General features: G+C 65.0%; 21 protein-coding genes. 6 read left to right on the forward strand and 15 right to left on the reverse strand.

The window, feature by feature from the left end:
• The first annotated feature begins 58 nt into the window (after window positions 1-58).
• Both arsB and arsH read left to right on the forward strand, forming a co-directional pair.
• Window positions 59-1,111, forward strand: a complete 1,053-nt coding sequence (gene arsB, locus AC1DJT_RS18530; RefSeq protein WP_476834607.1) for an ACR3 family arsenite efflux transporter — start codon at window positions 59-61, stop codon at window positions 1,109-1,111.
• Window positions 1,108-1,806, forward strand: coding sequence for an arsenical resistance protein ArsH (gene arsH, locus AC1DJT_RS18535; RefSeq protein WP_441504572.1), 699 nt, complete (start codon window positions 1,108-1,110; stop codon window positions 1,804-1,806). The genes arsB and arsH overlap by 4 nt, the downstream gene beginning before the upstream one ends.
• 101 nt (window positions 1,807-1,907) lie before the next feature.
• Here the strand turns inward: arsH and AC1DJT_RS18540 are convergent, their stop codons facing one another.
• From AC1DJT_RS18540 to AC1DJT_RS18550, 3 genes are all read right to left on the reverse strand, one after another.
• Window positions 1,908-3,383, reverse strand: a complete 1,476-nt coding sequence (locus AC1DJT_RS18540; RefSeq protein WP_441504573.1) for a SulP family inorganic anion transporter — start codon at window positions 3,381-3,383, stop codon at window positions 1,908-1,910.
• Between the two features lie 18 nt (window positions 3,384-3,401).
• Window positions 3,402-4,727 carry an O-antigen ligase family protein gene (locus AC1DJT_RS18545; protein ID WP_441504574.1) on the reverse strand — a complete coding sequence of 442 codons (1,326 nt, stop codon included), beginning with the start codon at window positions 4,725-4,727 and terminating at the stop codon, window positions 3,402-3,404.
• Window positions 4,728-5,005: 278 nt separating this feature from the next.
• Entirely contained in the window at window positions 5,006-6,127 is a 1,122-nt protein-coding gene (locus AC1DJT_RS18550; protein WP_441504575.1) for a 2OG-Fe(II) oxygenase, read from the reverse strand.
• 211 nt (window positions 6,128-6,338) lie between these two features.
• Between AC1DJT_RS18550 and AC1DJT_RS18555 the strand changes: the two genes are divergently transcribed.
• Entirely contained in the window at window positions 6,339-7,679 is a 1,341-nt protein-coding gene (locus AC1DJT_RS18555) for a hemolysin family protein (RefSeq protein ID WP_476834608.1), read from the forward strand.
• 205 nt (window positions 7,680-7,884) lie between these two features.
• Here AC1DJT_RS18555 and metG read toward each other — a convergent pair whose 3' ends face one another.
• A complete protein-coding gene (gene metG, locus AC1DJT_RS18560) occupies window positions 7,885-9,567 on the reverse strand; it encodes a methionine--tRNA ligase (protein WP_441504577.1) in 1,683 nt (560 codons plus the stop codon).
• A 350-nt stretch (window positions 9,568-9,917) separates the two neighbouring features.
• On the opposite strand from metG, the gene AC1DJT_RS18565 reads away from it, so the two are divergent.
• The gene (locus AC1DJT_RS18565) at window positions 9,918-10,448 is read left to right on the forward strand and encodes a hypothetical protein (RefSeq protein WP_441504578.1); all 531 of its coding nucleotides are present in this window, start codon (window positions 9,918-9,920) and stop codon (window positions 10,446-10,448) included.
• A gap of 175 nt (window positions 10,449-10,623) precedes the next feature.
• Here the strand turns inward: AC1DJT_RS18565 and AC1DJT_RS18570 are convergent, their stop codons facing one another.
• Genes AC1DJT_RS18570 through AC1DJT_RS18585 form a run of 4 tightly spaced genes read right to left on the reverse strand, consistent with a single transcriptional unit; the run spans window position 10,624 to window position 13,915 of the window.
• Window positions 10,624-11,379: a transporter substrate-binding domain-containing protein gene (locus AC1DJT_RS18570; RefSeq protein WP_441504579.1), complete on the reverse strand. Its 756-nt coding sequence runs from the start codon at window positions 11,377-11,379 to the stop codon at window positions 10,624-10,626.
• Window positions 11,380-11,417: 38 nt separating this feature from the next.
• Window positions 11,418-12,182, reverse strand: a complete 765-nt coding sequence (locus AC1DJT_RS18575; RefSeq protein ID WP_476834609.1) for an aldolase/citrate lyase family protein — start codon at window positions 12,180-12,182, stop codon at window positions 11,418-11,420.
• 19 nt (window positions 12,183-12,201) lie between these two features.
• Complete coding sequence (gene hpaH, locus AC1DJT_RS18580; RefSeq protein ID WP_441504581.1) at window positions 12,202-12,984, reverse strand: 2-oxo-hept-4-ene-1,7-dioate hydratase; 783 nt, start codon at window positions 12,982-12,984, stop codon at window positions 12,202-12,204.
• Between the two features lie 37 nt (window positions 12,985-13,021).
• Window positions 13,022-13,915, reverse strand: a complete 894-nt coding sequence (locus AC1DJT_RS18585; RefSeq protein ID WP_476768300.1) for a dioxygenase family protein — start codon at window positions 13,913-13,915, stop codon at window positions 13,022-13,024.
• Between the two features lie 279 nt (window positions 13,916-14,194).
• On the opposite strand from AC1DJT_RS18585, the gene AC1DJT_RS18590 reads away from it, so the two are divergent.
• Window positions 14,195-14,920: a GntR family transcriptional regulator gene (locus AC1DJT_RS18590; protein ID WP_441488494.1), complete on the forward strand. Its 726-nt coding sequence runs from the start codon at window positions 14,195-14,197 to the stop codon at window positions 14,918-14,920.
• A 16-nt stretch (window positions 14,921-14,936) separates the two neighbouring features.
• Window positions 14,937-15,836 (forward strand): sugar phosphate isomerase/epimerase family protein, encoded by a 900-nt coding sequence (locus tag AC1DJT_RS18595; protein ID WP_441504583.1) that lies wholly within the window; start codon window positions 14,937-14,939, stop codon window positions 15,834-15,836.
• Between the two features lie 28 nt (window positions 15,837-15,864).
• Here AC1DJT_RS18595 and AC1DJT_RS18600 read toward each other — a convergent pair whose 3' ends face one another.
• The 7 genes from AC1DJT_RS18600 to AC1DJT_RS18630 form a co-directional block, all read right to left on the reverse strand.
• A complete protein-coding gene (locus AC1DJT_RS18600; protein WP_476834610.1) occupies window positions 15,865-16,791 on the reverse strand; it encodes a Gfo/Idh/MocA family protein in 927 nt (308 codons plus the stop codon).
• Window positions 16,792-16,801: 10 nt separating this feature from the next.
• The gene (locus AC1DJT_RS18605) at window positions 16,802-17,896 is read right to left on the reverse strand and encodes an ABC transporter ATP-binding protein (RefSeq protein ID WP_476834611.1); all 1,095 of its coding nucleotides are present in this window, start codon (window positions 17,894-17,896) and stop codon (window positions 16,802-16,804) included.
• A 71-nt stretch (window positions 17,897-17,967) separates the two neighbouring features.
• Window positions 17,968-19,278, reverse strand: a complete 1,311-nt coding sequence (gene melA, locus AC1DJT_RS18610; RefSeq protein ID WP_476834612.1) for an alpha-galactosidase — start codon at window positions 19,276-19,278, stop codon at window positions 17,968-17,970.
• A 36-nt stretch (window positions 19,279-19,314) separates the two neighbouring features.
• Window positions 19,315-20,172, reverse strand: a complete 858-nt coding sequence (locus AC1DJT_RS18615) for a carbohydrate ABC transporter permease (RefSeq protein WP_476834613.1) — start codon at window positions 20,170-20,172, stop codon at window positions 19,315-19,317.
• Window positions 20,169-21,101, reverse strand: coding sequence for a carbohydrate ABC transporter permease (locus AC1DJT_RS18620; RefSeq protein WP_441504588.1), 933 nt, complete (start codon window positions 21,099-21,101; stop codon window positions 20,169-20,171). The genes AC1DJT_RS18615 and AC1DJT_RS18620 overlap by 4 nt, the downstream gene beginning before the upstream one ends.
• 38 nt (window positions 21,102-21,139) lie before the next feature.
• Window positions 21,140-22,435, reverse strand: a complete 1,296-nt coding sequence (locus tag AC1DJT_RS18625; RefSeq protein ID WP_476834614.1) for an ABC transporter substrate-binding protein — start codon at window positions 22,433-22,435, stop codon at window positions 21,140-21,142.
• A gap of 69 nt (window positions 22,436-22,504) precedes the next feature.
• Window positions 22,505-23,007: substrate-binding domain-containing protein (locus AC1DJT_RS18630; protein ID WP_476834615.1), on the reverse strand; the 503-nt coding region annotated here is incomplete at its 5' end.

The raw sequence follows: 23,007 nt of genomic DNA on the forward strand, positions 1-23,007 counted from the left end.
TCGGCTTTGCCCCGAAAACCGCAATCCACTTTTCGGGCCGATGCCTTGGGAAAATCGCATGTCCACGTTCGAACGCTACCTGACGCTGTGGGTGGCTCTGTGCATTCTTGCCGGCGTCGCGCTCGGCCAGCTGTTCCCGAGCGCCTTTCAAACGATCGGCAGCGCCGAGATCGCGAGGGTCAACCTGCCGATGGCAGTCCTGATCTGGCTGATGGTCATCCCGATGCTGCTGAAGATCGACTTCGCCGCCTTGCGCCAGGTCGGCCAGCACTGGCGTGGGATCGGCGTCACACTCTTCGTGAACTGGGCCGTGAAGCCGTTTTCGATGGCCCTGTTGGGCTGGTTCTTCATCGGCTGGCTGTTTCGCCCTCACCTGCCCGCCGACCAGGTCGATTCCTATATCGCCGGTCTGATCATCCTGGCGGCGGCGCCTTGCACGGCAATGGTCTTCGTCTGGTCCAACCTGATCAAGGGAGAACCGCATTTCACCTTGAGCCAGGTCGCGTTGAACGACGCGATCATGATCGTCGCCTTCGCCCCGATCGTCGGCCTGTTGCTTGGCCTGTCCGCCATCACCGTTCCCTGGGGCACGCTGACATTGTCGGYCGCGCTCTACATCCTGGTTCCCGTCATTATCGCGCAGCTCATCCGCAGGAGCCTGCTCGCCTCCGGCGGTGACGAAGCGCTGCATCGCCTTCTCGCCGCCCTATCGCCTGTGTCGCTGGTGGCCCTGCTTGCGACCCTGGTAATGCTGTTCGGGTTCCAGGGCGCGCAGATCCTGGCCCAGCCGTCTATCATCGCGATCCTGGCCATCCCGATCCTGATCCAGGTCTATTTCAATGCGGGACTGGCCTATCTCCTCAACCGTGCGGCCGGCGAAAAACACTGCGTCGCTGGTCCCTCGGCCCTGATCGGAGCCTCGAACTTCTTCGAGCTCGCGGTTGCAGCCGCCATCAGCCTGTTCGGTTTCAACTCCGGCGCCGCCCTCGCAACGGTGGTCGGCGTGCTGATCGAAGTGCCGGTCATGCTGTCGGTCGTCTGGATCGTGAACCGTTCCAGGGGCTGGTACGAGCGGGGAAGCCCGCGCAATCCTGCAAAGGCAACGTCATGACCGATCTTCCGAATGTCGACCTCGACCGTCTGGTCGCTCCCGATCTCACCCAGCTCGAGCCCGCCCGGCGCGCCACGCATCCACCGCGCATCCTTCTGCTCTACGGCTCACTTCGGACGCGCTCCTACAGCCGGCTGCTGACACTCGAAGCAGAGCGTATCCTCAAGCATCTCGGCGCCGAAACGCGGGTATTCGACCCTGCCGGCCTGCCAATGGCCGACAGCGTCCTGCCGGACCACCCGAAGGTTCAGGAGTTGCGGGATCTGGCGCTATGGTCGGAGGGGCAGGTCTGGTGCAGCCCGGAGCGTCACGGCACGATCACCGGCGTATTCAAGAACCAGATCGACTGGATACCGCTGGAGCTTGGCTCGATGCGCCCGACCCAGGGCCGAACGCTGGCGGTGATGCAGGTCTCGGGTGGCTCGCAGTCGTTCAACGCCGTCAACACATTGCGCGTGCTGGGGCGCTGGATGCGAATGGTGACCATCCCGAACCAGTCCTCCGTCGCAAAGGCCTTTCAGGAGTTCGACGAGGTGGGCCGCATGAAGCCCTCCGCCTATTACGACCGCGTCGTCGACGTGATGGAGGAACTCGTCCGCTTCACGCTGCTGACGCGCGACCGCTCCGCCTATCTCACCACGCGCTACAGCGAGAGGAAGATTGCTGCCGAGGCGGTTCCGGTCAGCGCTATCTAAGTCAACACGGCGCGCGCGGGAGCAAAGCGAAACCAGTCAGGCCCACGCGACGGGCGCAGAACCAGGCTGCGACTGACATCGCCGCGGCCGGCGCCCCCGTTTCAATGGCCCGATGCGAGCGCTCCGTCTGCCTTGTCGTGGACGGCGAGGCGCTCGATCATCGCCGCGGTCGCCTGGTTGACGCCGATCGTCTCGATGGCGATGCCCCGGTTCCGGAACTTGAGCACCACGCGGTCCAGCGCGTTGATCGCGGTGATGTCCCAGAAATGGGCTGCGCCAAGATCGATCACGACCTGCTTCACCTCCTCCTCGCGGAAATCGAAGGCCGCATGGAAGGCYTCGGCGGTCGCGAAGAAGATCTGCCCGGTGACGCGGTAGACGCGCGTGTCACCCTCGCGCTCGGATCTAACCGCGAAGAAGCGCGTGACCTTGTGGGCGAAGAACAGCCCGCTGAGGATGACGCCGAACAGCACGCCCTTCGCCAGATCATGCGTTGCGACCACCACCGCGACCGTGCCCAGCATCACGACGCTGGAGCTCTTCGGGTGGATCAGCAAGGTCTGCAACGAGCGCCACTGGAAGGTGTTGATCGAGACCATGATCATGACGGCGACCAGCGCCGCCATCGGGATCCGGGCGACAGAGGGGCCGAGCACGACGATCAGGAACAGCAGGAAGCTGCCCGCCCACAGGCTCGAGAGGCGGCCGCGGCCGCCCGACGAGACATTGATCACGGATTGGCCGATCATCGCGCAGCCGGCCATGCCACCGAAGAACCCGGCGACGATGTTGGCTGCGCCCTGGCCGGCGCATTCCCGGTTCTTGTCCGACGTGGTGTCGGTCATCTCGTCGAGAATCGCCGCGGTCATCAGGCTTTCCAGGAGTCCAACCATGGCCAGCGTCAACGCATAGGGCGTGATGATCCTGAGCGTCTCGAGGGAGAACGGCACCTGCGGGATAGCGAAGGCGGGCAATTCGCCGGGCAGCGCGCCCATGTCGCCGACCGTGCGGATATCGAGGCCGAAAGACAGCGACACCGCGGTGAGCAGGACGATGGCGACCAGCGGCGACGGCACCGCCTTGGTAAGCCGTGGCAGCAGATAGATGATGGCGAGCCCGGCGGCGGTCATGGCGTAGACGACGGGTCCGCGTCCGAGCAGTTCCGGCATCTGCGCCATGAAGATCAGGATCGCGAGCGCGTTGACGAAACCGGTGACGACGGAGCGCGAGACGAACCGCATCAGGTTGCCGAGCCTGAGGATGCCGGCCACGATCTGAAAGATGCCCGTCAGGACCGTCGCGGCGAACAGGTAGCCAAGCCCGTGTTCCCTGACGAGCGTGATCATGACGAGCGCCATGGCGCCGGTGGCGGCCGAAATCATCGCCGGCCGCCCGCCCGCGATGGCGGTGACGACGGCGATGCAGAAGGAGGCGTAGAGCCCGACCTTGGGATCGACCCCGGCGATGATCGAGAATGCGATCGCCTCAGGGATCAGGGCCAGCGCGACGACCGTGCCGGCCAGGATTTCGCGCGTGACGTTGGGCGCCCATTCGCTGCGCAGATGAGAGATTGCCATGGGGGCGGAAGGCCGCCCTCAGACCCGCCTGGTCGCCATGCGGGCGGCAAATTCGAGGCCGGACACGGCCAGGGCAAACAGCATCCAGAGCGGGTCGGCGCGATTGAGGAAGAACGATTCCAGCATGCCGACATAGGTCATGAAGATGACGATCATCAGGAAGAGGTCGGCCAGGTTCCGACTCGCCGCGACCCGGTCGGCGCGGAGATAGTTCCTGAGAGGCAGGATCATCAGGCACCAGGCCATCACGATCGCGCCCGGAATTCCGAACATCACCATCGCATCGAGATAGCTGTTATGGGCGGACCCGATGCCGCGAACGTCCCAGCTCGCCTCGAAATTCTCCTCCAGCGTCGAGACCACGGGCGTCTGCCAGAAGCCGAAATAGCCATAGCCGAACCAGGGCTTCTCGCCGATATGGACGCTGGCAAAGCGCCAGATCTCGTCGCGGCCGGTGAAGGTGGGGTCTGAGATCAGGGCAGACGAGATCCTGAGCAATGTCGGCGACAACACGGTGCCGACCGTGAGCGCGGCGACCAGCAGCACCAGCACGGCATGGGTCAACAGCATCAGGCGAGGCCCGGCCATGGCGCGGCCGAGCAGAACGAGGCCGACCGCCACCGGCAGGAAGCCCATCGTCGTCTTCGAACCGCTGTTCAGCACGAAGATCGCACCGAGACCGATGATCAGCAGGCCGCGCAGTTTGAACCCCATGCGCCAGCAATAGATGCCGAACATGATGAGGATCGAGAACACCGGCGCAGCGAAGTTCTTGTGCGAGAGATGGCCGCGCCAGTCGCCGGCATGGCCGCCCTCGACGCCCTCAGAGCCATGGATCGCCAGATGCGGGGCAAGCAGGATGACGGCATAGACCAGCAGGAGCACGGCGAGCGTGGCATTGGCCGCAGCGCTGGCGAAGTCCCGCTCCGTCCTGGGCAGGAGCAGGACACCGACCACGACGACCATGGCGAACGCGGTCAGCAGCAATCCGCGCAACGCGGCTTCCGGGTCCGGTGCGCGCGTGGTGGACAAGGCGGCAACCAGCAGGACGATGATCCACGTGCTGTTGCGCAGCTGTGCGAGAGCTGCCCGCTCGCTCAGCCGCAGCATCGCCCCGAGATAGACGATGGCGAGGCTGACATAGCCGATCTGGTTGACGACATTGCCGGTCGAGGCCCCGGTCTCCGTGCTGTCGGGCACACCGGCAAAGGGCTGCAAGGTCAGGATCATGATGAACAGGCCAAAGCCGCTGAGCAGCGCGGCAACGAGCCGTGCATCGTCGGCCGGGACGCCTGACGCGGAGGCGGCCGCGCTGGTTCCTGTCTCTGCGATGCCGACCGTCATGCTGTCCCTGACACACTCGCCCCGTTCTGCAGGCCGCGCGTTAATGCAGCCGCGCGATCACGCATCATATGCCATGCAACCTTAAGAGCCTGTAGCCGCAGACAGATAGGCCGCCGGCCAGGGCTGCGGCCTGGCCTGATGGCCGGCCGAATTCACCGGTCGTGGCGGGGCGCTGCGCCTGGGATCATAGGACCCGATATCGTATCGGGTCTATGGTCTGCGACTTCCGTGATTGCATCGGCTTTCCCAACCGCAATCTACGCTTTCGGGCCGATGCCTTAGCTCGTCCCGGCGAGATAACTGCCTCCGGCCTCCATGAACACCTGATTGTCCTCCCGCAGCCTGGCTGCAGCATCGTCATAGAGGAATGGCAGGAAGGCGAAGCGCTTGCCCCGCGTCACCTGCGAGACGGCATGAAGCAGCGAGCAGGAGAAGACGACGGCGCCGCCGGGCGGCGGCTTGAAGCTGCGCGCGCCATATTCGGGAAAGCTGACCTCGCCGCCCTCGAAATCGGCGTTCAGGTTGATGGAGACGGCAAAGCGGCGATGCGCCGTGCCCTTGGTCGTGTTGTCCCGATGCGCGCCGAAATGCCCGCCGGTCTGCGCATCGTAACAGCCCACGAGATAGCGCTCCATGCGGGTCACCGTGAACTGGTGGACCTTCCTGATCTCGGGAACGATGCGCTTGCCGATCTTGCCCTGAATGACCCCGATCAGCTCCGTGTCGCCGATGAGGACGTCGGAGCGGCGCTTGTGGGCATGGTCGGAGATCAGGACGGTCTTCCCGTCCTTCTCGCGCATGAAGCCGGATTCATTGCCGCCTTCGGCCTCGTGCAGGGCGATCAGCTGCCGGCAGAAATCCGGCTCGAAGACATTGGGCAATACCAGGACGGGCGCATGCACCTGGAAGCCCGGGAACGCGTCGACCGGTGGAAGCGCGGCGAGGAACGCCGCAACCTCATGGCGCTCGCCGCCCTCGCGGGTGAGGGGAAAGACCGCCATGACGCGCAGCGTCGGATCGAGCACATACCAGGCGCGACGCAGGGGCGTATCCGTGCCTGGCTCGGCCTCGATGGGCGCGACGCCAAACTCCTTGCTGATCAGCAGATCGAAATCCCAGAAATAGCGGATGCCGGGCATGCGCTGCCTGACGCGCTGCTTGAGCTCGTCATCGGGGTCGTTGCTGACGCCGAAGAAGGCGATCTTGTCGTCGTCGAAGAGGTCGCGCTGCTCGGACAGGATCTTGAGCGCGGATACCGTGCTTGCGCGCGCGGCGGAACCGAAGAAGCACAGGACAATATAGCGCCCGGCTGCGCTGGAGAATTTATAGGCCGGGTTGCTTGTGGAACGCTGCTCGAACCACGGCGCAGGATCGCCGACGCCCATCGACCTGTATTTCACGGCCAATTCCCCAGATGTTATCGGATGAGAATGGCATATCGCCCACTATTGGCAAGGATGACAGGCGCTTCACCTTCGCTTCGATGAGCGATCGACGAGCTTTGATCTCCGCGCAAGCGACTAGACCCCGCATACAGCGCGCGCCCCGCTATGCTATGGCTGGTTCCACCATCAACAACGCATGGCTGCTTCTGCAGCCGGAACGGAGTCCATGTCCAGTACCGATGGCAGCATGTTCGACCTGGTCGGAGTGCTTGCCGTATTGCTTCTCGTTGCCGCAAACGGCTTCTTCGTTGCGGCCGAGTTTTCGCTGGTCGCGGTGCGCCGAAGCCGCGTTTCCGAGCTTGTCACCGCGGGGCGCATGAATGCCGCCGCCCTCAAGCGCGCCGTCGACAATCTCGACGCCAACCTCGCCGCGACGCAGCTTGGCATCACCATCTCCTCGCTGGCGCTCGGCTGGATCGGAGAGCCCGCTCTGGCTCACCTGATCGAGCCGCTCCTGAACGGCCTGCCCGGCTCACTGGCGACGGCCAGCTCCCATGCGATCGCGGTCGCGATCTCCTTCGTCATCATCACGGCCCTGCACATCGTTCTCGGCGAACTCGCTCCCAAGAGCCTTGCCCTTCAGCGCAGCGAAGAAACGGCGCTCTGGATCGTGCGGCCACTCGGTCTCTTCCTGTTCCTGCTGCGGCCGGCGATCATCTCGCTGAATGGCCTCGGCAATCTCGTGCTGCGCCTGTGCGGCCTGCGGCCGGGAACGGGAGAGGAATCCCTGCATTCGCCGGAAGAATTGAAACTCCTCGTCCAGGCAAGCCAGGAGGCCGGAATCCTCCAGCCGGCGCAGCAGGAGTTGGTCGAGCGCGTGCTCAGCATCGGCGACCGGCGCATCGCCGACATCATGACACCGCGCCGGGACGTCGCCTGGATCGACGCCGACGACACTCATGACGAGATGCTGCGGACCATACGCGAATGTCGCCATGAGCAGTTGCTGGTCGGGCGCGGTGGCATCGACGAGCCCCTGGGCATGATCCTGAAGCGGGACCTTCTCGACCAGGTCCTGGACGGCAAGGCGCTCGATCCCATGGCCGTGATCTGCGACCCCGTCATCGTGCACGAGACGACGMCGATCTTCCGCGTGCTCGAGCGCTTCAAGAAGGCTCCGGTCCGCCTGGCAATCGTCATCGACGAATATGGCGGCCTCGACGGCATCGTCACCCAGACCGATCTCCTCGAAGCCATTGCCGGCGACCTGCCCGATGTCGAGGGCGAGGAACCCGATATCGTGGAACGCGACGATGGTTCGCTGCTGATCGACGGCATGATGCCGGCGCATGATGCCTTCAATCGGCTTGGCTTCCGACTGCGCTCGGCGGAAGGGGATTTCCACACGATCGCCGGTTTCGCCCTGGCCCGGCTCGAGCACCTCMCCGAGATCGGCGAGCATTTCGACTATGCAGGCTKGCGGTTCGAAATCGTCGACATGGACGGCAGGCGGATCGACAAGCTCCTGGCGCAGCGCATCACAGGGGAGGTTTCCGCCCACGGGTGAAGCGCCGCGCCGGCAGAGAGCGCCCTTCGCCCGTCGGCTCTGGGGCCGTCAGCCTCTGGCATGATCTCGCCCGCCTCGTCGCGATGGGGCGGGCAAGATCAACACGCGGCGCAGGCTCATCAACGGACCGGCGGAGAGGCTCGCAGCCARTTCGCGGCCATGCCGTACTCGCAGCCCCGCCGATCGGGCGCCCTCCTCGACGAGGTCAGCGGCCAGCGAACCGTGCCCGGTTCTGCGCGACCCAGTCCTGCGAGAGCTTGACGAAGAGAGGCGGCAGCGACGCGAGCGGCCGTCCGCCATGGTGGTCGGCCAGGATATCGCCGGCATCGGGCCAAGTCGTGGGTTGGTCGGCACGCCCCAGCGCAGCGAGGACGCGGCTGGCGCTTTCGGGAATGAACGGCCAGGCGATGTCGGCGGCGGTCGCAAGGAGGTTCACGCTCGTTCTGATCACCACGGCGCTCCGCTCCGGATCGGCGGCGCGGGCCGACCAGGGCGCCTCCCGCGCGAGATAGCCGTTGGCGAGCCGCCAGATCGCGCGGACCTGTTCGGCCGCCTTGCGCAGCGCACGCCGGTCATGATGCGTGCGAAGCGCATGCAGATGTCCCGCAAGTTCATCCGACAGAGCCAGCTCGGCGGAGCCGGGAGCGCCGTTCGCCGGGACGATCCCCTGATGGTGGGCCGTGACGAGTTTCAGCACGCGATTGACGAGATTGCCGAACGTGTCGGCCAGGTCGGAATTCACGTCGGCCGCGAAGCGCGCGAAACTGAAGTCGGTGTCATGGTTCTCAGGCGCGTTCGCGGCCAGCCACCAGCGCCAGTAGTCGGCCGGCAGCAACGCCAGCGCCTGGTCGAGGAACACGCCCCTGCGCTGGCTGGTCGAGAACTTACCGCCTTCATAGGTGAGCCAGTTGACGCCCTTGATCACATCGACGCTCTTCCAGGGCTCGCCGGAACCCAGCAGCGTGCAGGGGAAGCTGACGGCGTGGAAGGGCACATTGTCCTTGCCGAGGAACTGGATGGCGTCGACATCTCCGACCTTCCACCACCAGCGCCGCCAGTCGCGCCGTTCCGGGTCGAGATCGGCCCATTCCTGCGTGGCGGCGATATAGGCGATGGGCGCATCGAACCAGACATAGAAGACCTTGCCCTCGAAGCCGGGTTTCGGCACCGGGACGCCCCAGGACAGATCCCGTGTGATGCACCTGTCCTGAATGCCTTCGCTGAGCCATTTGCGCGCGATCGAGGTGACGAGCGGCGGCCATCCGGACCGGCTTGCGATCCACGCCTCCAGCTCRCCGACCAGGGCCGACTGGCGCAGGAACAGGTGCCGGCTCGGCCTGACCTCGAGATCAGTGCTGCCCGAGAGGGCCGAGCGCGGAGCGACCAGGTCGACGGGATCGAGCGGACGGGTGCAGCTTTCGCATTGGTCGCCCCGCGCGGCTTCGAAACGGCAATGCGGGCAGGTGCCGATGATGTAGCGGTCCGGGAGGAAGCGCCTGTCCGCGGGCGAATAGACCTGTTCGAGCACCCGCTCCTCGATGAAGCCGTTCTGCTCCAGGCACTGGAAGAAATGCTGGGTCAGCGCGTGGTTGCGCGGCGAGGACGAGCGGCCGAAATGATCGAAGGACAGGCCGAGCTGACGATAGATCCCGGCCTGGATCTCATGCTGCGCATGGCAATAGGCTGCGACGTCGGTCCTGGCTTCGGCCGCCGCCAGTTCCGCCGGGGTTCCATGTTCGTCGGTCGCGCAGATGAAGAGAACCTGGTCGCCGATCTGTCGTCGGTAACGGGCGTGGATGTCGGCCGGGAGCAGCGAGCCTGCCAGATTGCCGAGATGCTTGATGCCGTTGATATAGGGAAGTGCGCTGGTGATGAGTGCGTTCGCCATGATGCCCTCCTGGGGTCATTCCACGGGTGACGCGCCGAGACCTGATGAAACAAAAAAGCCCTCCGCAGAACCGGAGGGCTTGGGTCCGACGCTCACTCGCGCGGCGATACGCACGCGCTCACCCCCTCCGGCCAATCTCCTGCTGGTCGGGCCTGCGCATTCGCGTGGCGTGGGCGGGAAGGAACATCTGTAAATCCGCGTCTGATCTGCCTGACGGGTGCCAGCAATCGGCGGGGAAATCAAGGCCGCGGTCAGGCCTGAGGCCGCATAGCGCCATGCCGATGAGGGGATTGGGTAGGGAGCCGAATGGCCAATGTGCGGTTTCCCCGAACCGCCATAGCATGGCCGCCATGAACCTGATCTTTCTTCACGGGGCACCGGCAAGCGGCAAGTTGACGGTCGCCAAGGCCTTGCTTGCGGCGATGCCGGCGCGACTGCTGGACAATCATGCCGCCATCGACGCCGCGCGAACCATTTTCGACTTTGGCGCTCCCGGCTTCTGGGAGCTGGTAGACACGGTTCGCGGATCCATCTTGCGGGCCGCGATCGAGAACGACATTTCCTGTCTGATCGTCACCCTCTGCTATTCCGAGCTGGAGGACCGTCCGTTCTTCGATCAGCTGGAAGACGATGTGGTCCGCAATGGCGGTTCTGTCTTTCCCGTGTTCCTGCATTGCTCGGAACGAGAGGCCGCACAGCGTGTCGGCAATGCCGACAGGGTCCAGCGACGCAAGACGAGTTCCGTCAAGGGCCGCTCCGAATTCCTGTCGCGCTACACCATAGCCCCGGTTCCACGGGAGAACTGCCTCGCGATCGATACGGAGATCACTGCGCCGGATCGCGCGGCCGAACAGATCATGCAGCACTTCGCCTTGCGCTAAAGCATCGGCCCGAAAAGTGGATTGCGGTTTTYGGAATGGCCGATGCAATCACAGATGGTCAGGTCATCGAACCGGATACGATATCCGGTGCGATGATCCAGCGAGCRGTAGCGTGTCCGGCACCGCGCGCACGGATGCGAGGGGCTCAGCCGTCCCGGAGCGCTCCCGTCGCGGATCAGCCCTGGTCCCGGGCGACCGTGAGACCCTCGACCCCATGCTTGTCGATCAACCCCGAAACCAAGCCGGACGAAATCGCGGTCGCCACGAAGCGCTTGATATAGTCGATCGCTGCGGCGTTCCTGGTCGGTGTTCCCACGGCTTGCTGCACGGCCATGTAGCGGCCTGGCAGGATCCGGGTTCCGGGGATCGCCTTCTGGTCCGTCACCAATCTGGGGCGCAGGCCCGCAAGGGCATCGAGTTTGCCCTCGAGGAAGACTGACGCTGCATCAGCGATGGTCTTGGTCCGGACCAGCGTCGCATGCGCGATGTTGCGGTCGAGCCAGAGCCCGTAGGCCGTCCGATCGGTGACGGCGATGCGCCGGCCCGACGCGTCCACGTCATCGATCCGTTCCAGCGACGAACCGTCCGGAACAAGGTAGCTCGCCTCGATCTCGGTATAGGCGGGGGTGAAGCTGATGAACGCGGCGCGCTGCGGCTCAGCCCCGATCAGGGCGATGTCCCATTCGTCCCGCTCGGCGGCATCGGCAATCAGGCCTGGCGATTCATAGGTGACGTAGCGCAGCTCCACTCCCAGGAGATCGGCAAATGCACGCGCCATGTCAGGCGCCACTCCAACCGGCCCGCCATCGGGAGTCCTGTCGGAGACCAGCAGGAAGTTAGACAGATTGATCGCAGCCCGCAGAACCCCGCCCGGTGCGAGAAGCTCTGTCAGGTCCTCCGGGGGCGGGCCGACATGGTCCAGCAATCGCATCTTCGCCTCCGATCCCAGCACCGAATGCTGACCAGCCATCACGACCTGAACTGCCTTGCCAGGGCTTCCGTCGCCTTGACCAGCATGGCCGCATCGACGCCGACCGCCGTGAAGAGCGTGCCGAGCTCGATGCAGCGCGCCGCGAATGCAGTGTCGGGCGTCAGGATGCCTGCGGGCTTGCCGCAAGCGCGAATGCGACCGACCGCCTTCTCGATGAGTGCGGTCACCCTGGGATGTCCGGGCTCGCCGACATGGCCAAGGCTGGCTGCGAGATCGGCCGGGCCGATGAACACGCCATCGACGCCATCGACGGCCGCGATCGCCTCGAGATTGTCGAGCGCGTCCTGGGTTTCGATCTGGACCAGGAGGCAGAGCTCCTCCCCTGCCCGCTTGCCGYAGTTCGCGACCCGTCCGAACCGCGTTGCCCTCGTCACGCCGGAGACGCCGCGAATGCCGGCTGGCGGATAACGCATCGCCGCGACCGCCGCCTTCGCCTCCTCCGCATTCTGGACATAGGGGATCAGCAAGGTCTGGGCGCCGAAATCGAGGAACCGCTTGATCAGCACCGCATCGTTGCTCGCGGGGCGGACCACTGCCGAGACCGGATAGGGAGCCACGGCCTGCAACTGGGCCAGGACCGTCAGCGGATCGCCCGGCGAATGCTCGGTGTCGAACAGCAGCCAGTCGAAGCCGGAGCCGGCGACCGCCTCGGCCGCATAGGCGCCGGGCAGGCTGCACCAGAGGCCGAGCTGATGCCGGCCCTCGCTCAGGGCGCGCTTGAACGTGTTCGTCGGCAGTTCCATGGCAACCTCAGGTGCAACCTTAGTTGAAAGAGACGCCGATGGCGCCGAGCGGGCCGTAATCGACCTGTATGACGTCTCCGGCTGCGATGTCGACTGGCCGCGTGAAGGAGCCGGCGAGGACGATCTGCCCCCTCTTCAGCCCCGCGCCGACGACATGGAGCTTGTTGACCAGCCAGGCGATGCCGGCAGCCGGGTGGCCCATGATGGCAGCCGAAACCCCGGATTCCTCGATAATGCCGTTCTTCGACAGCGTCGCGCCGACCCAGCGGATGTCGACATCCATCGGACGGACCGGTCGGCCGCCGACCACGATCGCGCCGAAAGCGGCATTATCGGCAATCGTGTCGGTGATCGCGCGCGGAACGTCAGTACGGTAATCGATGATCTCGAGCGCCGGCACGACCATTTCGGTCGCGCGCATCACGTCATAGATGCGCTTTCCCGGTCCTTCGAGATCCTCGCCCATGATGAAGGCGAGTTCGACTTCAAGCCTCGGCTTGATGAAGAGGCTCGCCTTGATCTGGGCACCGTCGTTGAAGAGCGCATCGTCAAGGATGCAGCCATAGTCCGGCTCGCTGATCTTCGAGGCCATCTGCATGGCGCGCGAGGTCAGGCCGATCTTGTGGCCCACCATTCTCGCTCCGCCCGCGATCCGCGCATCTGCCCACAGGCCCTGGATGCGATAGGCGTCCTCGAGTTCGATCGCGGGATAGGTCCTGCTGAGCTGCGGGACCGGCTTCAGCGTGCGCTCTGCCTGGAGCAACGCATCGGCCGCCTGCTGGCGTTCGGTATCGGTCAGCATCGGAACACTCCTTGGCGGCGCGGGTCGCGCGAACGGGTCACTTGATCGGCGGGCGCGGCAGCACGGTCTCGCCGGGCTCCATGACGTAGGTGTAGTCGAGCGAATACCAGGGGACCGGCACCATGGCGTCGGATGGGTGGGGTTCGTCATGGCGGATGAAGTCGCCGACAAGAGCCCTGGTGACGCCGAATTGCACATCGGAATCGATATGCGGGTCGCGTGGGTCGTAGACCTGCGAGATCAGCACCTTGAAGCCGGGTTTGACGATCAGCGCATGCAGATGCGCCGGACGATAGGGATGGCGGTCCTGCACGGCGAGCAGCCGGCCGACCACGCCGTCGGTGGGGATGGGGTAGCCCACCATCTTCACCGTCGAGAACCAGAAGCGCCCTTCGCTGTCGGTGGTGAATTTGCCGCGCAGGTTCATCTCGGCCTGCTCGGGATCCTGGTTCTCGTAGAGCCCGACGGGGGACGCATGCCAGACATCGACCTCGGCTTCGACGATCGGTGCACCGCGCTGGTCCAGGACACGTGCGGTGACGAGCAGCGGATCGCCCGGCGTGTCGGAGCGGATGATCGTGCGGCCATTTTCGACATGAGGAGCATTCAAGCGCCAGAATGGTCCCAACAGCGACTGCGACGTTTCGGTATTGCCGCCATCGCCGTTGTTGAGCAGGCAGACGAGCGACGAGACACCCAGCGAGCCCGCCATGAGCACCATCTCGTTATGGCTATCGCTGGCCAGCTTGCCGATCTCGTTGAGGATCGCGGTTGCCTCGCGGAACTCCGCTTCGCTCAGCCGCACATCACGGACAAAGGCGTGGAGATGGCTGACCAGCGAGGTCAGGATCTCGCGCTGGCGCGGGTCTTTCGTGCGCTGCATCACGGCCAGCGCATCGCGGGTCACATCCTGGTGGCTCTCGATGATCATGGCGTCCTCCCTGCGATCTCCACTCCTGTAAAATCGATTATCTGTCAATCAAGAGCCGCATGAAGAACGCCATGCGCCGGCTCCGCACACGCTGAGCGAGGCCTTCCAGCGCAGTAATTCCCGAGAACCTTCTGAAATAAGCCCATCTGTGAGATAGTTGCACCACATCTGGAGAAGCAGCCCATCTACTCGCGGCGTATCGATCGCCGCCCGGTTGACGTAGATAATCGATTATCATACCACCTCGACTCTCGCGCCGACGGGTTCAAGGGAGGGACGATGAACATCGCTGTCGACGACCTGCCCCCCGCCGAGTTTTCGTCGAAAGGCACTCCAGCGACGGCAAAGAACACCAAGGCGTCGCTTCTGGTGAATCGCCTCCGCGAGGCGATCCTGTCCGGGGAACTGGCGCCCGGCACCAAGATCAATCTCGATACCGTCCGTCGGCAGCTCGACGTCTCGCTCAGTCCCCTTCGCGAAGCGCTTGCCCGCCTGATTGCGGTGGGGCTTGTCGAACTGCACGACAACCGCGGATACACTGTCGCGCCGGTCTCGCTGTCCAACCTTGCCGAGATCACGAAACTGCGCGTCGAGTTCGAGAGCCTGGCGCTCTCCTCAGCCATCGCGAAAGGCGACCTGGCCTGGGAAAGCGACGTGATGCGCGCCCTTCACCGTCTCAACCGGATAGAGCGGATCGCCAGTGAGCCGGCAACACTGGAAGCCTGGGAGCACGCGCATCGCGACTTCCACATGATGCTCCTCGCCGGTTGCGGGATGCCGCTGCTGCTGAACGCCTGCGTCATGCTGCACAACCTGAACGACCGTTATCGACGGATCTTCCTGGTGGCCCAAGGCGGGGACCGCAACGTCGCCGCCGAGCATAGCGAGATCGCCCAGGGCGCGGTCGCCCGCGACGCCGACTATGCCTGCGCCAAGCTGCGCGAGCATATCCAGCGCACCGGGTCCAACCTCCACACCCGCCTTGCCGGCCAGTTGCAGCCCTGAAGCGATGGAGCGTCCCGTGTCATCGCCATCAGGTCAGCCGCCTCTTGGAATCGCGCATTTCACGACGATCGATGTGCCGCCGCTCGACTTCGTCGCACTCGCGGCGAAAGTCGGTTTCTCCGCGGTAGGGCTTCGGCTGAATCCGGCCTTTCCTGGCGCGCCCTTCTACGAGATCCGCCCCGGCAGTGCTCAGATGCGGTCGATACGGTCCCTGCTGACCCAGACCGGCCTGCGCGTCTACGATATCGAATTCGTCGTCATCGACGCGAATTTCGCAGCGGACGCGCTGATCCCGATGCTGGAAAGCGCGGCGGAACTCGGTGCCAGGCGCCTGAGCGTCTGCGGCGACGATCCCGACCATAGACGGCTCGTCGCCAGCTTCGCCTCTCTGTGCGACGTCGCGGCACGCTTCGGCATGGGCGTCGACATCGAGAACATGCCATGGCGCCGTGTCGCCAGCATTCACGACGCCGCAGCGATCGTAGGGGAGGCCGACAAGGCAAATGGCGGGGTCCTGGTCGATGCCCTTCATCTTTCGCGAGGCGGCGGTCTTCCGATCGACCTGAGAACGATCCCGTCGCATTTCATCAGGAGCGCGCAGCTCTGCGACGCGGTGGCCGAACGCCCGACGACATTCGACGAGATCATCAGGGAGGCGCGCGCGGGACGCAGGCTTCCAGGCGAGGCCTCCCTGCCCTTGCAGGACCTCCTGGCGGAACTGCCGGCCGACGTGACGCTCTCTGTCGAGGTGCCCAATCAAGGGCTGCCGGCGGCAGAGCACGCGAAGGCGGTGTTCGAGGCGGCACGGCAGGTGATCGCTGCGCACGCACTCGCCACACCGACTTCGAGGACACCGCTTACGGAGGTGGCTACGGGGCGCTCTTCAGTGGCCCAAGCAGGACGGCGAGCGAACTGAGCACGATCAGATAGCGCCCCGGGGAATGTCAGCCCTCGAAGGGCTCGACGGTCAAACGCCGCCCCAGCATGAATGCGTCGCCGACCAGCGCCAGCGGCGCGAGGTCGACATCGCTGCGGCCTTCCGCGATCAGCGCTTCGAAGCGGCGATAAATCTCCGCATATTCCCGCTCCGGCTCGTCGACMAATATGCGGCCGTCATGGCTCAGCGTCCTGCCGCCCGAGGAGAGCATGATAAGGCCGGCCTCAGTCTCGACATGGATGTCCCAGCTCTGTTCGCCCTCCTGGCGGAAGTCGAATTCTGCGTGGATCGGCAGCCCCGAACCATCCGCGAGATCGAGCGCGGCGGCGATCGGCGCCTGGCGGTTTGCCGGGACGGATAGCGAGGCGCCGGTCACGAAGACCGGCTCGGGCAGAATGGTGGTCAGAATCGAGAGGGCGTTGATGCCGGGGTCGAAGACGCCGAGCCCGCCGGGCTCGAAGATCCAGTCCTGCCCGGGATGCCAGACGCGCACATCCTCCTTCCAGATGATCTCGACCGAGCGCGGCCGGTGCTGCGCGAGAAGGGCGCGCGCCGGCGCGACAGCGGGCGCAAAACGCGAATGCCAGGTGGTGAACAGCGTCCGGCCGCTCCGTTCCGCCTTTGCGACGAGAGGGCCGAGTTCGCTGACGCTGGCACCCGGCGGCTTTTCAAGCAGGACGTGCATTCCGGCTTCKAGCGCCTCTGCCGCCAGCGCATGCCGGCCTTGAGGCGGTGTGCAAAGGGCAACGGCATCGAGATCGATATCCGAGGCCAGCATCGCGCTGAGCGAGGTGAAGACGGGCAAGCCAGGCAGCGTGCCTTCCCGGCTCGCCGCCGCGACCAGCTCGAAACCGGGCGTGGCCGCAATCGCGCCGAGATGCTGGCTGTGCGCGATCTTGCCGAGCCCGACGAGTCCGAGGCGGATCCTCGACATCCCGCCCGCCTCAGCTGTGCGCGACGGTTTGCGCAGTCACGCGCGCGCCGTCGGGCCGGAACAGATGCGCCAGTGCGATATCGACATGCAGCGGCACCCGCTCGCCGGGCTTCGGCTTCTGCTGTCCCTCGACCTGAACGGTGATCGGCTGGCCGTCGGAGAGGACGCCGTAGATCAGCGAGGAGCCCCCGAGCTGCTCCACGAGCTGGACCTTCGCCTCGCCGATCCGCGTGCCGGCGCCGCCGAGCCGCAGGTGCTCGGGCCGCAGGCCCAGGCTGCAATCGGCGCCGTCCTGGCCAGCCAGATGCGGCAGGGGCAACACGGTCTCGGCCAGGGCCACCCGCGCTTCTCCTCCTGTCGCCGGCAGCATCCTGGCCTGCAGGAGGTTCATCTTCGGGCTGCCGATGAAACCCGCGACGAAGCGGTTGACGGGGTTGTTGTAGAGCTCCAGCGGCGAGCCGATCTGCTCGACCTTTCCGGCGCGCAGAACCACGATCTTGTCGGCCATCGTCATGGCTTCGACCTGGTCATGCGTGACATAGATCATCGTGTTGCCGAGCTGCTGGTGCAGCTTGGCGATTTCCACGCGCATCTGCACGCGCAGCTCCGCGTCGAGATTGGAGAGCGGCTCGTCGAACAGGAAGATCTTGGGTTCGCGCACGATGGCGCGGCCGATGGCGACGCGCTGGCGCTGCCCGCCCGAGAGCTCCTTGGGCTTGCGGTCGAGCAAGTGATCCAGTTGCAGGATCGCCGCGGCACGGGCCACGCGCATATCGATCTCGGCCTTGGTCATCCGCGCCGTCTCGAGCGCGAAGGCCATGTTCTTGTAGACATTCATATGCGGGTAGAGCGCATAGGACTGGAACACCATCGCGATGCCCCGTTGCGCCGCCGGCACCTCGTTMATCACCGCGTCGTCGATGCGCAAGGTGCCGTCGCTGATATCCTCGAGCCCGGCGATCATCCGCAGCAAGGTGGATTTCCCGCAGCCAGACGGACCGACGAAGACCACGAACTCGCCGTTGGTCACGGACAGGTTCACATCCTGGATCACCGGGTGATCGCCGAAGCGCTTATGGACATGCTCCAAGGTCAGCCAACTCATCGTTCCCTCCTTGCGGCCTTATCGTTCTTGTCGTTGCGGGCAGGCAGGCCGCCTGCCCTGCTTGGGCGCGCTCAGGCAGCGAGTGCCGTCGAACGGATGCCGACCGGCATGGCCGAACCATGGGCCGCGATCAGGTCGTCGACCATGGCGCGGATCTCGCGCAGCGAGAGGACACTCGCGGCATGGCGGTCCAGCACCGCGGCGCGGTAGACCGCGTCCCGGTCGCCTTCCAGGGCAGCGCGCACGGTGAGGTCCTGGACGAAGACATGCGGCGCGCAATGGGCGGCGAGCTCCGGCGGCAGCGTGCCGGCATGGCAGGCTCGCAGGCCGTTGCGGTCGACGATCACGGGCACCTCGACACAGCAATCCTGCGGCAGGTTCTCGATCAGCCCGGTGTTGCGGACATTTCCGTAGATGAGCTGGGGCTCGTTCGTGACCATGCCGTTGATGATCGATGCGCCGTATTCGTCGCTGCGCTCGAGCGAGAAGCTCTCGCCGGCCAGCAGCTTTTGCCGCGTGTCGGCATAGCGTCGCAGGTTGCGCTCGCTGCGGCGAATATACTCGTCGACCGGCACGTCGAATTCCGCGATCTGGTCCTCGCGGCRCAGGAAATAGGGCGTGTATTCGGCCGTATGCTCGCTGGATTCGCTGACAAAGCGGCCGAGATGCTCCAGCAGGGCGAAACGGATCTTGTCCTTCGCAAAGATCTCCGGATTGCGGGCGGCACGCCGCAGCTGCGGATAGGCATCCTTGCCGTCGATTTCGAGCCGCAGGAACCAGGTCATGTGGTTGATGCCGGCGCAGTCATAGCTCAAGCGGGAGCGATCGACCCCGAGATAGGAAGCAAGGTCGCGCGCCGTGTGCTGGACGTTGTGGCACAACCCGACCACCTGCTGCTCTGGGAAGGCCCTGTAGACCGCCCAGGTCAGAATGCTCATCGGGTTGGTGTAGTTCATCAGCAGGGCATTGGGGCAGACCGCCCGCATGTCMCCGACCAGGTCGACCATGAAGGGAATGGTCCGCAACCCGCGGAAGATGCCGCCGATACCGACGGTATCCGCGATGGTCTGCTTCAGGCCGTAGCGGCTCGGGATCTCGAAATCGAGCAGCGTCGCCTCGTGCATGCCGATCTGCACCATGTTGATCACGAAATCCGCGCCCTCCAGGCAGCGCCGGCGGTCGGCATGCTCGGTCACGGTCGCCCCGGCATCGAACTGGCCGGACGTCCAGCGCGCCATCATTCCCGCCGTTTCGAGGCGCTCGGCATCGATGTCGTACAATGCGATCTCGCATTGCTTCAGCGCGGGAAGACTGAGGATGTCGGTKAGCAGGTTCTTGACGAAGACGACGCTGCCGGCGCCGATCATGGCGATCTTGGTCATGTCATGGTCTCTCTTGGGTAGAGGTCGGGAAAGGGCTCACTTGAGGCCTGTGCTGGCAATCCCCTGAACCAGATAGCGCTGGAAGATCAGGAAGATGAGCAGCATCGGCAGGAGGGAGATCAGGGCCAGCGCCATGACGCCGCCCCAGTCCGGATTGGCCTCGCCGCGCAGCAGGTTCAGGCCCAGCGGCAGGGTGAAGAGTTCCTGGTCGGTCAGGACGACCAGCGGCCAGGCGAAGTCGTTCCAGCGCCACATGAAGGTGAAGATCACCAGCACGGCGATGATCGGCTTCGAGAGCGGCAGCACGATGCGCAGGAAGATCCGCATCTCGCTGGCGCCGTCGAGCCGGGCGGCCTCGATCAGCTCATCGGGAATGCTGACCATGAACTGGCGCACCATGAAGACACCGAAAGCTTCGGCCGCGCGCGGCAGGATGACGCCCCAGGGCGAATTCAGCAGCCCCAGCCAGGAGGTCACGAGGAATTCCGGCACCAGGATCACCTGGATCGGGATCATCAGCGCGCCCAGGATCGYGAAGAACAGGATGTCGCGCCCGGGGAAGCGGAACTTGGCGAAGACGTAGCCGCAGAGCAGGTTCGCGGACACGGTGATCAGCACGGCGATCACGGCGATGAAGGTCGAATTCATCACCCAGGTCAGGAAGGGATGGCGCTGCGCGATATTCCTGAAATTCTCCAGCGTCAGCACCTGCGGGATCAGGCTCACCAGCGGCTGGAAGACCTCGGAACGAGGCCGGATCGCGGTCGCGAGCATCCAGTAGAGCGGAAAGATCATCGCCAGCGCGCCGAGCACGACAGCGATCCAGATCAGCACGTTGCCGGTTCGGCGGGTGCCGGGGCGCCTGGCGCCAGCCTCGAAGGTGACGCCGCTCATAGCACGTTCTCCGATTGGCGGCTGACCCGCCACTGAATGATCGTGAAGCCGAGCACGATGGCGTAGAGCACGACGCCGATCGCGCTGGCATAGCCCATCTCCGATGTCATGAAGGCGGACTGGTAGATGTATTGCACCAGCATCGTCGTCGAGAATCCCGGGCCACCGCCGGTCATCACGTAGATCAGGTCGAAGACCTGGAAGGAGTGGATCACGCTGAGGATCAGCAACAGGAAGGTGGCGGGCCGCAGGAGGGGCAGCGTGATCTTCCAGAACTGGCGAGAGGGCGACGCGCCATCCATGGTCGCGGCTTCGTAATAGAGCGTCGGGATCGACTGCAGCGCGGCGAGATACACCACCATGCAGAAGCCGACCCTGACCCAGAATGTCGCAATCACCAGCGACGGCAGCGCCCAGGCCGGCGAGGAGAGCCATGGGATCCGGTCGCCGCCGAGGCGCACGATCAGGGAGTTGATGACGCCGTAATGCTCGTTGAACATCCAGGCGGCGATGATGCCGGTGGCGACGGCCGAAACCACGACCGGAAGGAAATAGACGCTGCGCAGGAAGACCCGCCCCGGCATCCGTCGGTTCAGCGCCACGGCCAGGAGCAGCCCGCCTGCCATGGTGGTGGGCACCGAAGCCACGGCATAGACCGCCGTATTCAACAGCGCGTGCCAGAACTGCGTGTCGGCCACCAGCCTGCGATAATTGGCCAGGCCGGCATAGGTGACGTCGCCGATCAGGCTCCAGTCATGGAAGCTGATATAGAAGGCATAGAGCAGCGGAAAGAAACTGAAGGCGCTGAACAGAAGCAGGTTGGGCGTGATCAGGAGATAGGGCAGCATCCAGGGCCGCCGGAAGGAGCGGCGCCCCCGCGCCCCGGTAACGGGGGGCGCGGTGCTGGTCATGACGACGCTGTCGGACATGGATCACCTCGCAGACGGGACGGCAGGCCGCACCGCCGTCAGCTCTTGAGGACGCTGCGGATGGTGCCTTCCACGTTCTCGGCCGTGTCCTTTGGCGACTGGCCGGAGGTGAAGGCGAGGTCGAGCTGCTCGCCGAGCTTCGTATTGATGCGGCTGAAATCCGGCAGCGTCACCGTCGCGGCCAGATGGTCCGGGATCGTCCGCGACTGCTCGACGAAGACCTGCATCGCGTCGGGACGAAGCGGGTAGTCCAGCTTCGTTTCCATGAGGCTGCGCCGAACCGGCAGGAAGCCGGCGGCGATGCAGAAGTCGCGCATATTGGCCTCGTTGGTGGCATAGCGCAGGAAGTCGATGGCGACATCCCGGTTCTTGCTGTCGCGCGTCACGGCCAGACAATTGCCGCCGAGATCGGAGGCCATGCTGACGCTGCGCGGCATATAGGTCACCTGCCACTMCGCCTGTTTCATCGCGTCCTGCAGGAACGGGATCTGCCAGTCGCCATGCACCAGCATGCCGATCGTCCCGTTGGCGAAGAGGTTCTGCGTCTGCTCGTTGGTCTTGATCGAGGTCGTGGGCGGGACGAGCTTGTCGGTGAACCAGGACTGGGCCCAGGCGATCGCCTCGAGACCCTCCTTCGACGAGAGCTGCGGCTGGAGCAGCTGCTCGTCGAGCAATTTGCCGCCATTCTGGTAGAGGAAGGGCAGAAAGCGATAGGCGGCGGTGTTCTGCCAGGCGCAGGCGAAGCCGAATGGCGCTCCGGCCTTGTCCTTCAGCATCCGGGCGATCCGGATGAACTCCTCCCAGCGCCAGCTGTCCTCGAGCCGCCGCGGCAGCTCGATTCCGGCCCGCCGGAACATCTCCATGTTGCAATAGACCGCGAGCGTGTCGGTGTGGTGGGGAATGGCGAAGGCCTTGTCGCGATAGGTGACGGCCTTCCACAATGCGGGGGCGAATTGCGCTGCCAGGCCGCCGTCGAGATGCCCGCTCAGATCGACGATTGCGCCTGCTTTCGCATAGCGGCCGACCTGCTGGTACTGGATGCGGACCAGATCGGGGGCCTGCCGGCCGGCGAGGCGCGTATCGACCTGCTGATAGAGCTGGCCGGAGGATCCGCTGAGCTCCAGCCGGATCGAGACATGCGGGTTTTGCGCGGTGTAGCCCGCGATCAGCCGGCGGAAAGCGTCCTCCTCCGCCCGGTTGCCCCAGACCGCGAAATTGAGGCTCACCGGCGCCTGGGCCCGCGCCGCCCTCCCCGACCCGACCGAGAGAGCGAGCCCGGCGCCCAGAATATGCCGCCGAGAGAAAACCGTGCCTGTTCCGTTGAGGTTCGTCATCCCTGTTTCCTTCCCTGGATCATCACCGCTTTYCGCGGCTTGGTTTTTTGGTGTTGTTGGTCACGGGCTCTAGGCTGGCAGGCCACCACCCTTCAGGCCGCCGCAGGATTCCCGGATCACGAGCTGGACCGGAAGCTGCGTGTACCGAACGGGGCTTTCCCCGCCCTCGAGCTGGTCGATGAGGCTCGTCGCCGCCTGCTGGCCGAGCTCGAGCCGGCGGTGTTCCACCGTCGTTAGCGCCGGAACCGTGAAAGCCGCGAGCGCGATGCCGTCGAAGCCGACCACGGCCATGTCCTCGGGCACGCGCAGGCCGTGACGACGCAAGCCGTGCAGCACGCCGATCGCCATCTGGTCGTTGAACACGAAAAGCGCTTCGGGCCGCGGCTGCGGCAAGGCGAGCAAGAGCTCCACCGCCTTCACGCCTCCTTCCGGACTGTTCGCGACCTCGATTTCCCAATCCGGACGCGGCGGCAGACCGGCTTCGAGGAGCGCCCGACGATAGCCGTGCACACGCTCCCGCTCGCGCAGGGGATGCCGCTGCTGGCCCGAGATATGGCCGATCCGCCGATAGC

It is taken from the genome of Allobosea sp. 05T422_2, from assembly GCF_056396265.1.

Excerpts from the sequence above, each read along its gene's own strand:
- arsH (WP_441504572.1), top strand. The coding sequence starts at position 1,108 with ATGACCGATCTTCCGAATGTCGACCTCGACCGTCTGGTCGCTCCCGAT.
- AC1DJT_RS18545 (WP_441504574.1), bottom strand. The coding sequence starts at position 4,727 with ATGACGGTCGGCATCGCAGAGACAGGAACCAGCGCGGCCGCCTCCGCG.
- AC1DJT_RS18565 (WP_441504578.1), top strand. The coding sequence starts at position 9,918 with ATGAACCTGATCTTTCTTCACGGGGCACCGGCAAGCGGCAAGTTGACG.
- AC1DJT_RS18570 (WP_441504579.1), bottom strand. The coding sequence starts at position 11,379 with ATGCGATTGCTGGACCATGTCGGCCCGCCCCCGGAGGACCTGACAGAG.
- hpaH (WP_441504581.1), bottom strand. The coding sequence starts at position 12,984 with ATGCTGACCGATACCGAACGCCAGCAGGCGGCCGATGCGTTGCTCCAG.
- AC1DJT_RS18585 (WP_476768300.1), bottom strand. The coding sequence starts at position 13,915 with ATGATCATCGAGAGCCACCAGGATGTGACCCGCGATGCGCTGGCCGTG.
- AC1DJT_RS18590 (WP_441488494.1), top strand. The coding sequence starts at position 14,195 with ATGAACATCGCTGTCGACGACCTGCCCCCCGCCGAGTTTTCGTCGAAA.
- AC1DJT_RS18620 (WP_441504588.1), bottom strand. The coding sequence starts at position 21,101 with ATGTCCGACAGCGTCGTCATGACCAGCACCGCGCCCCCCGTTACCGGG.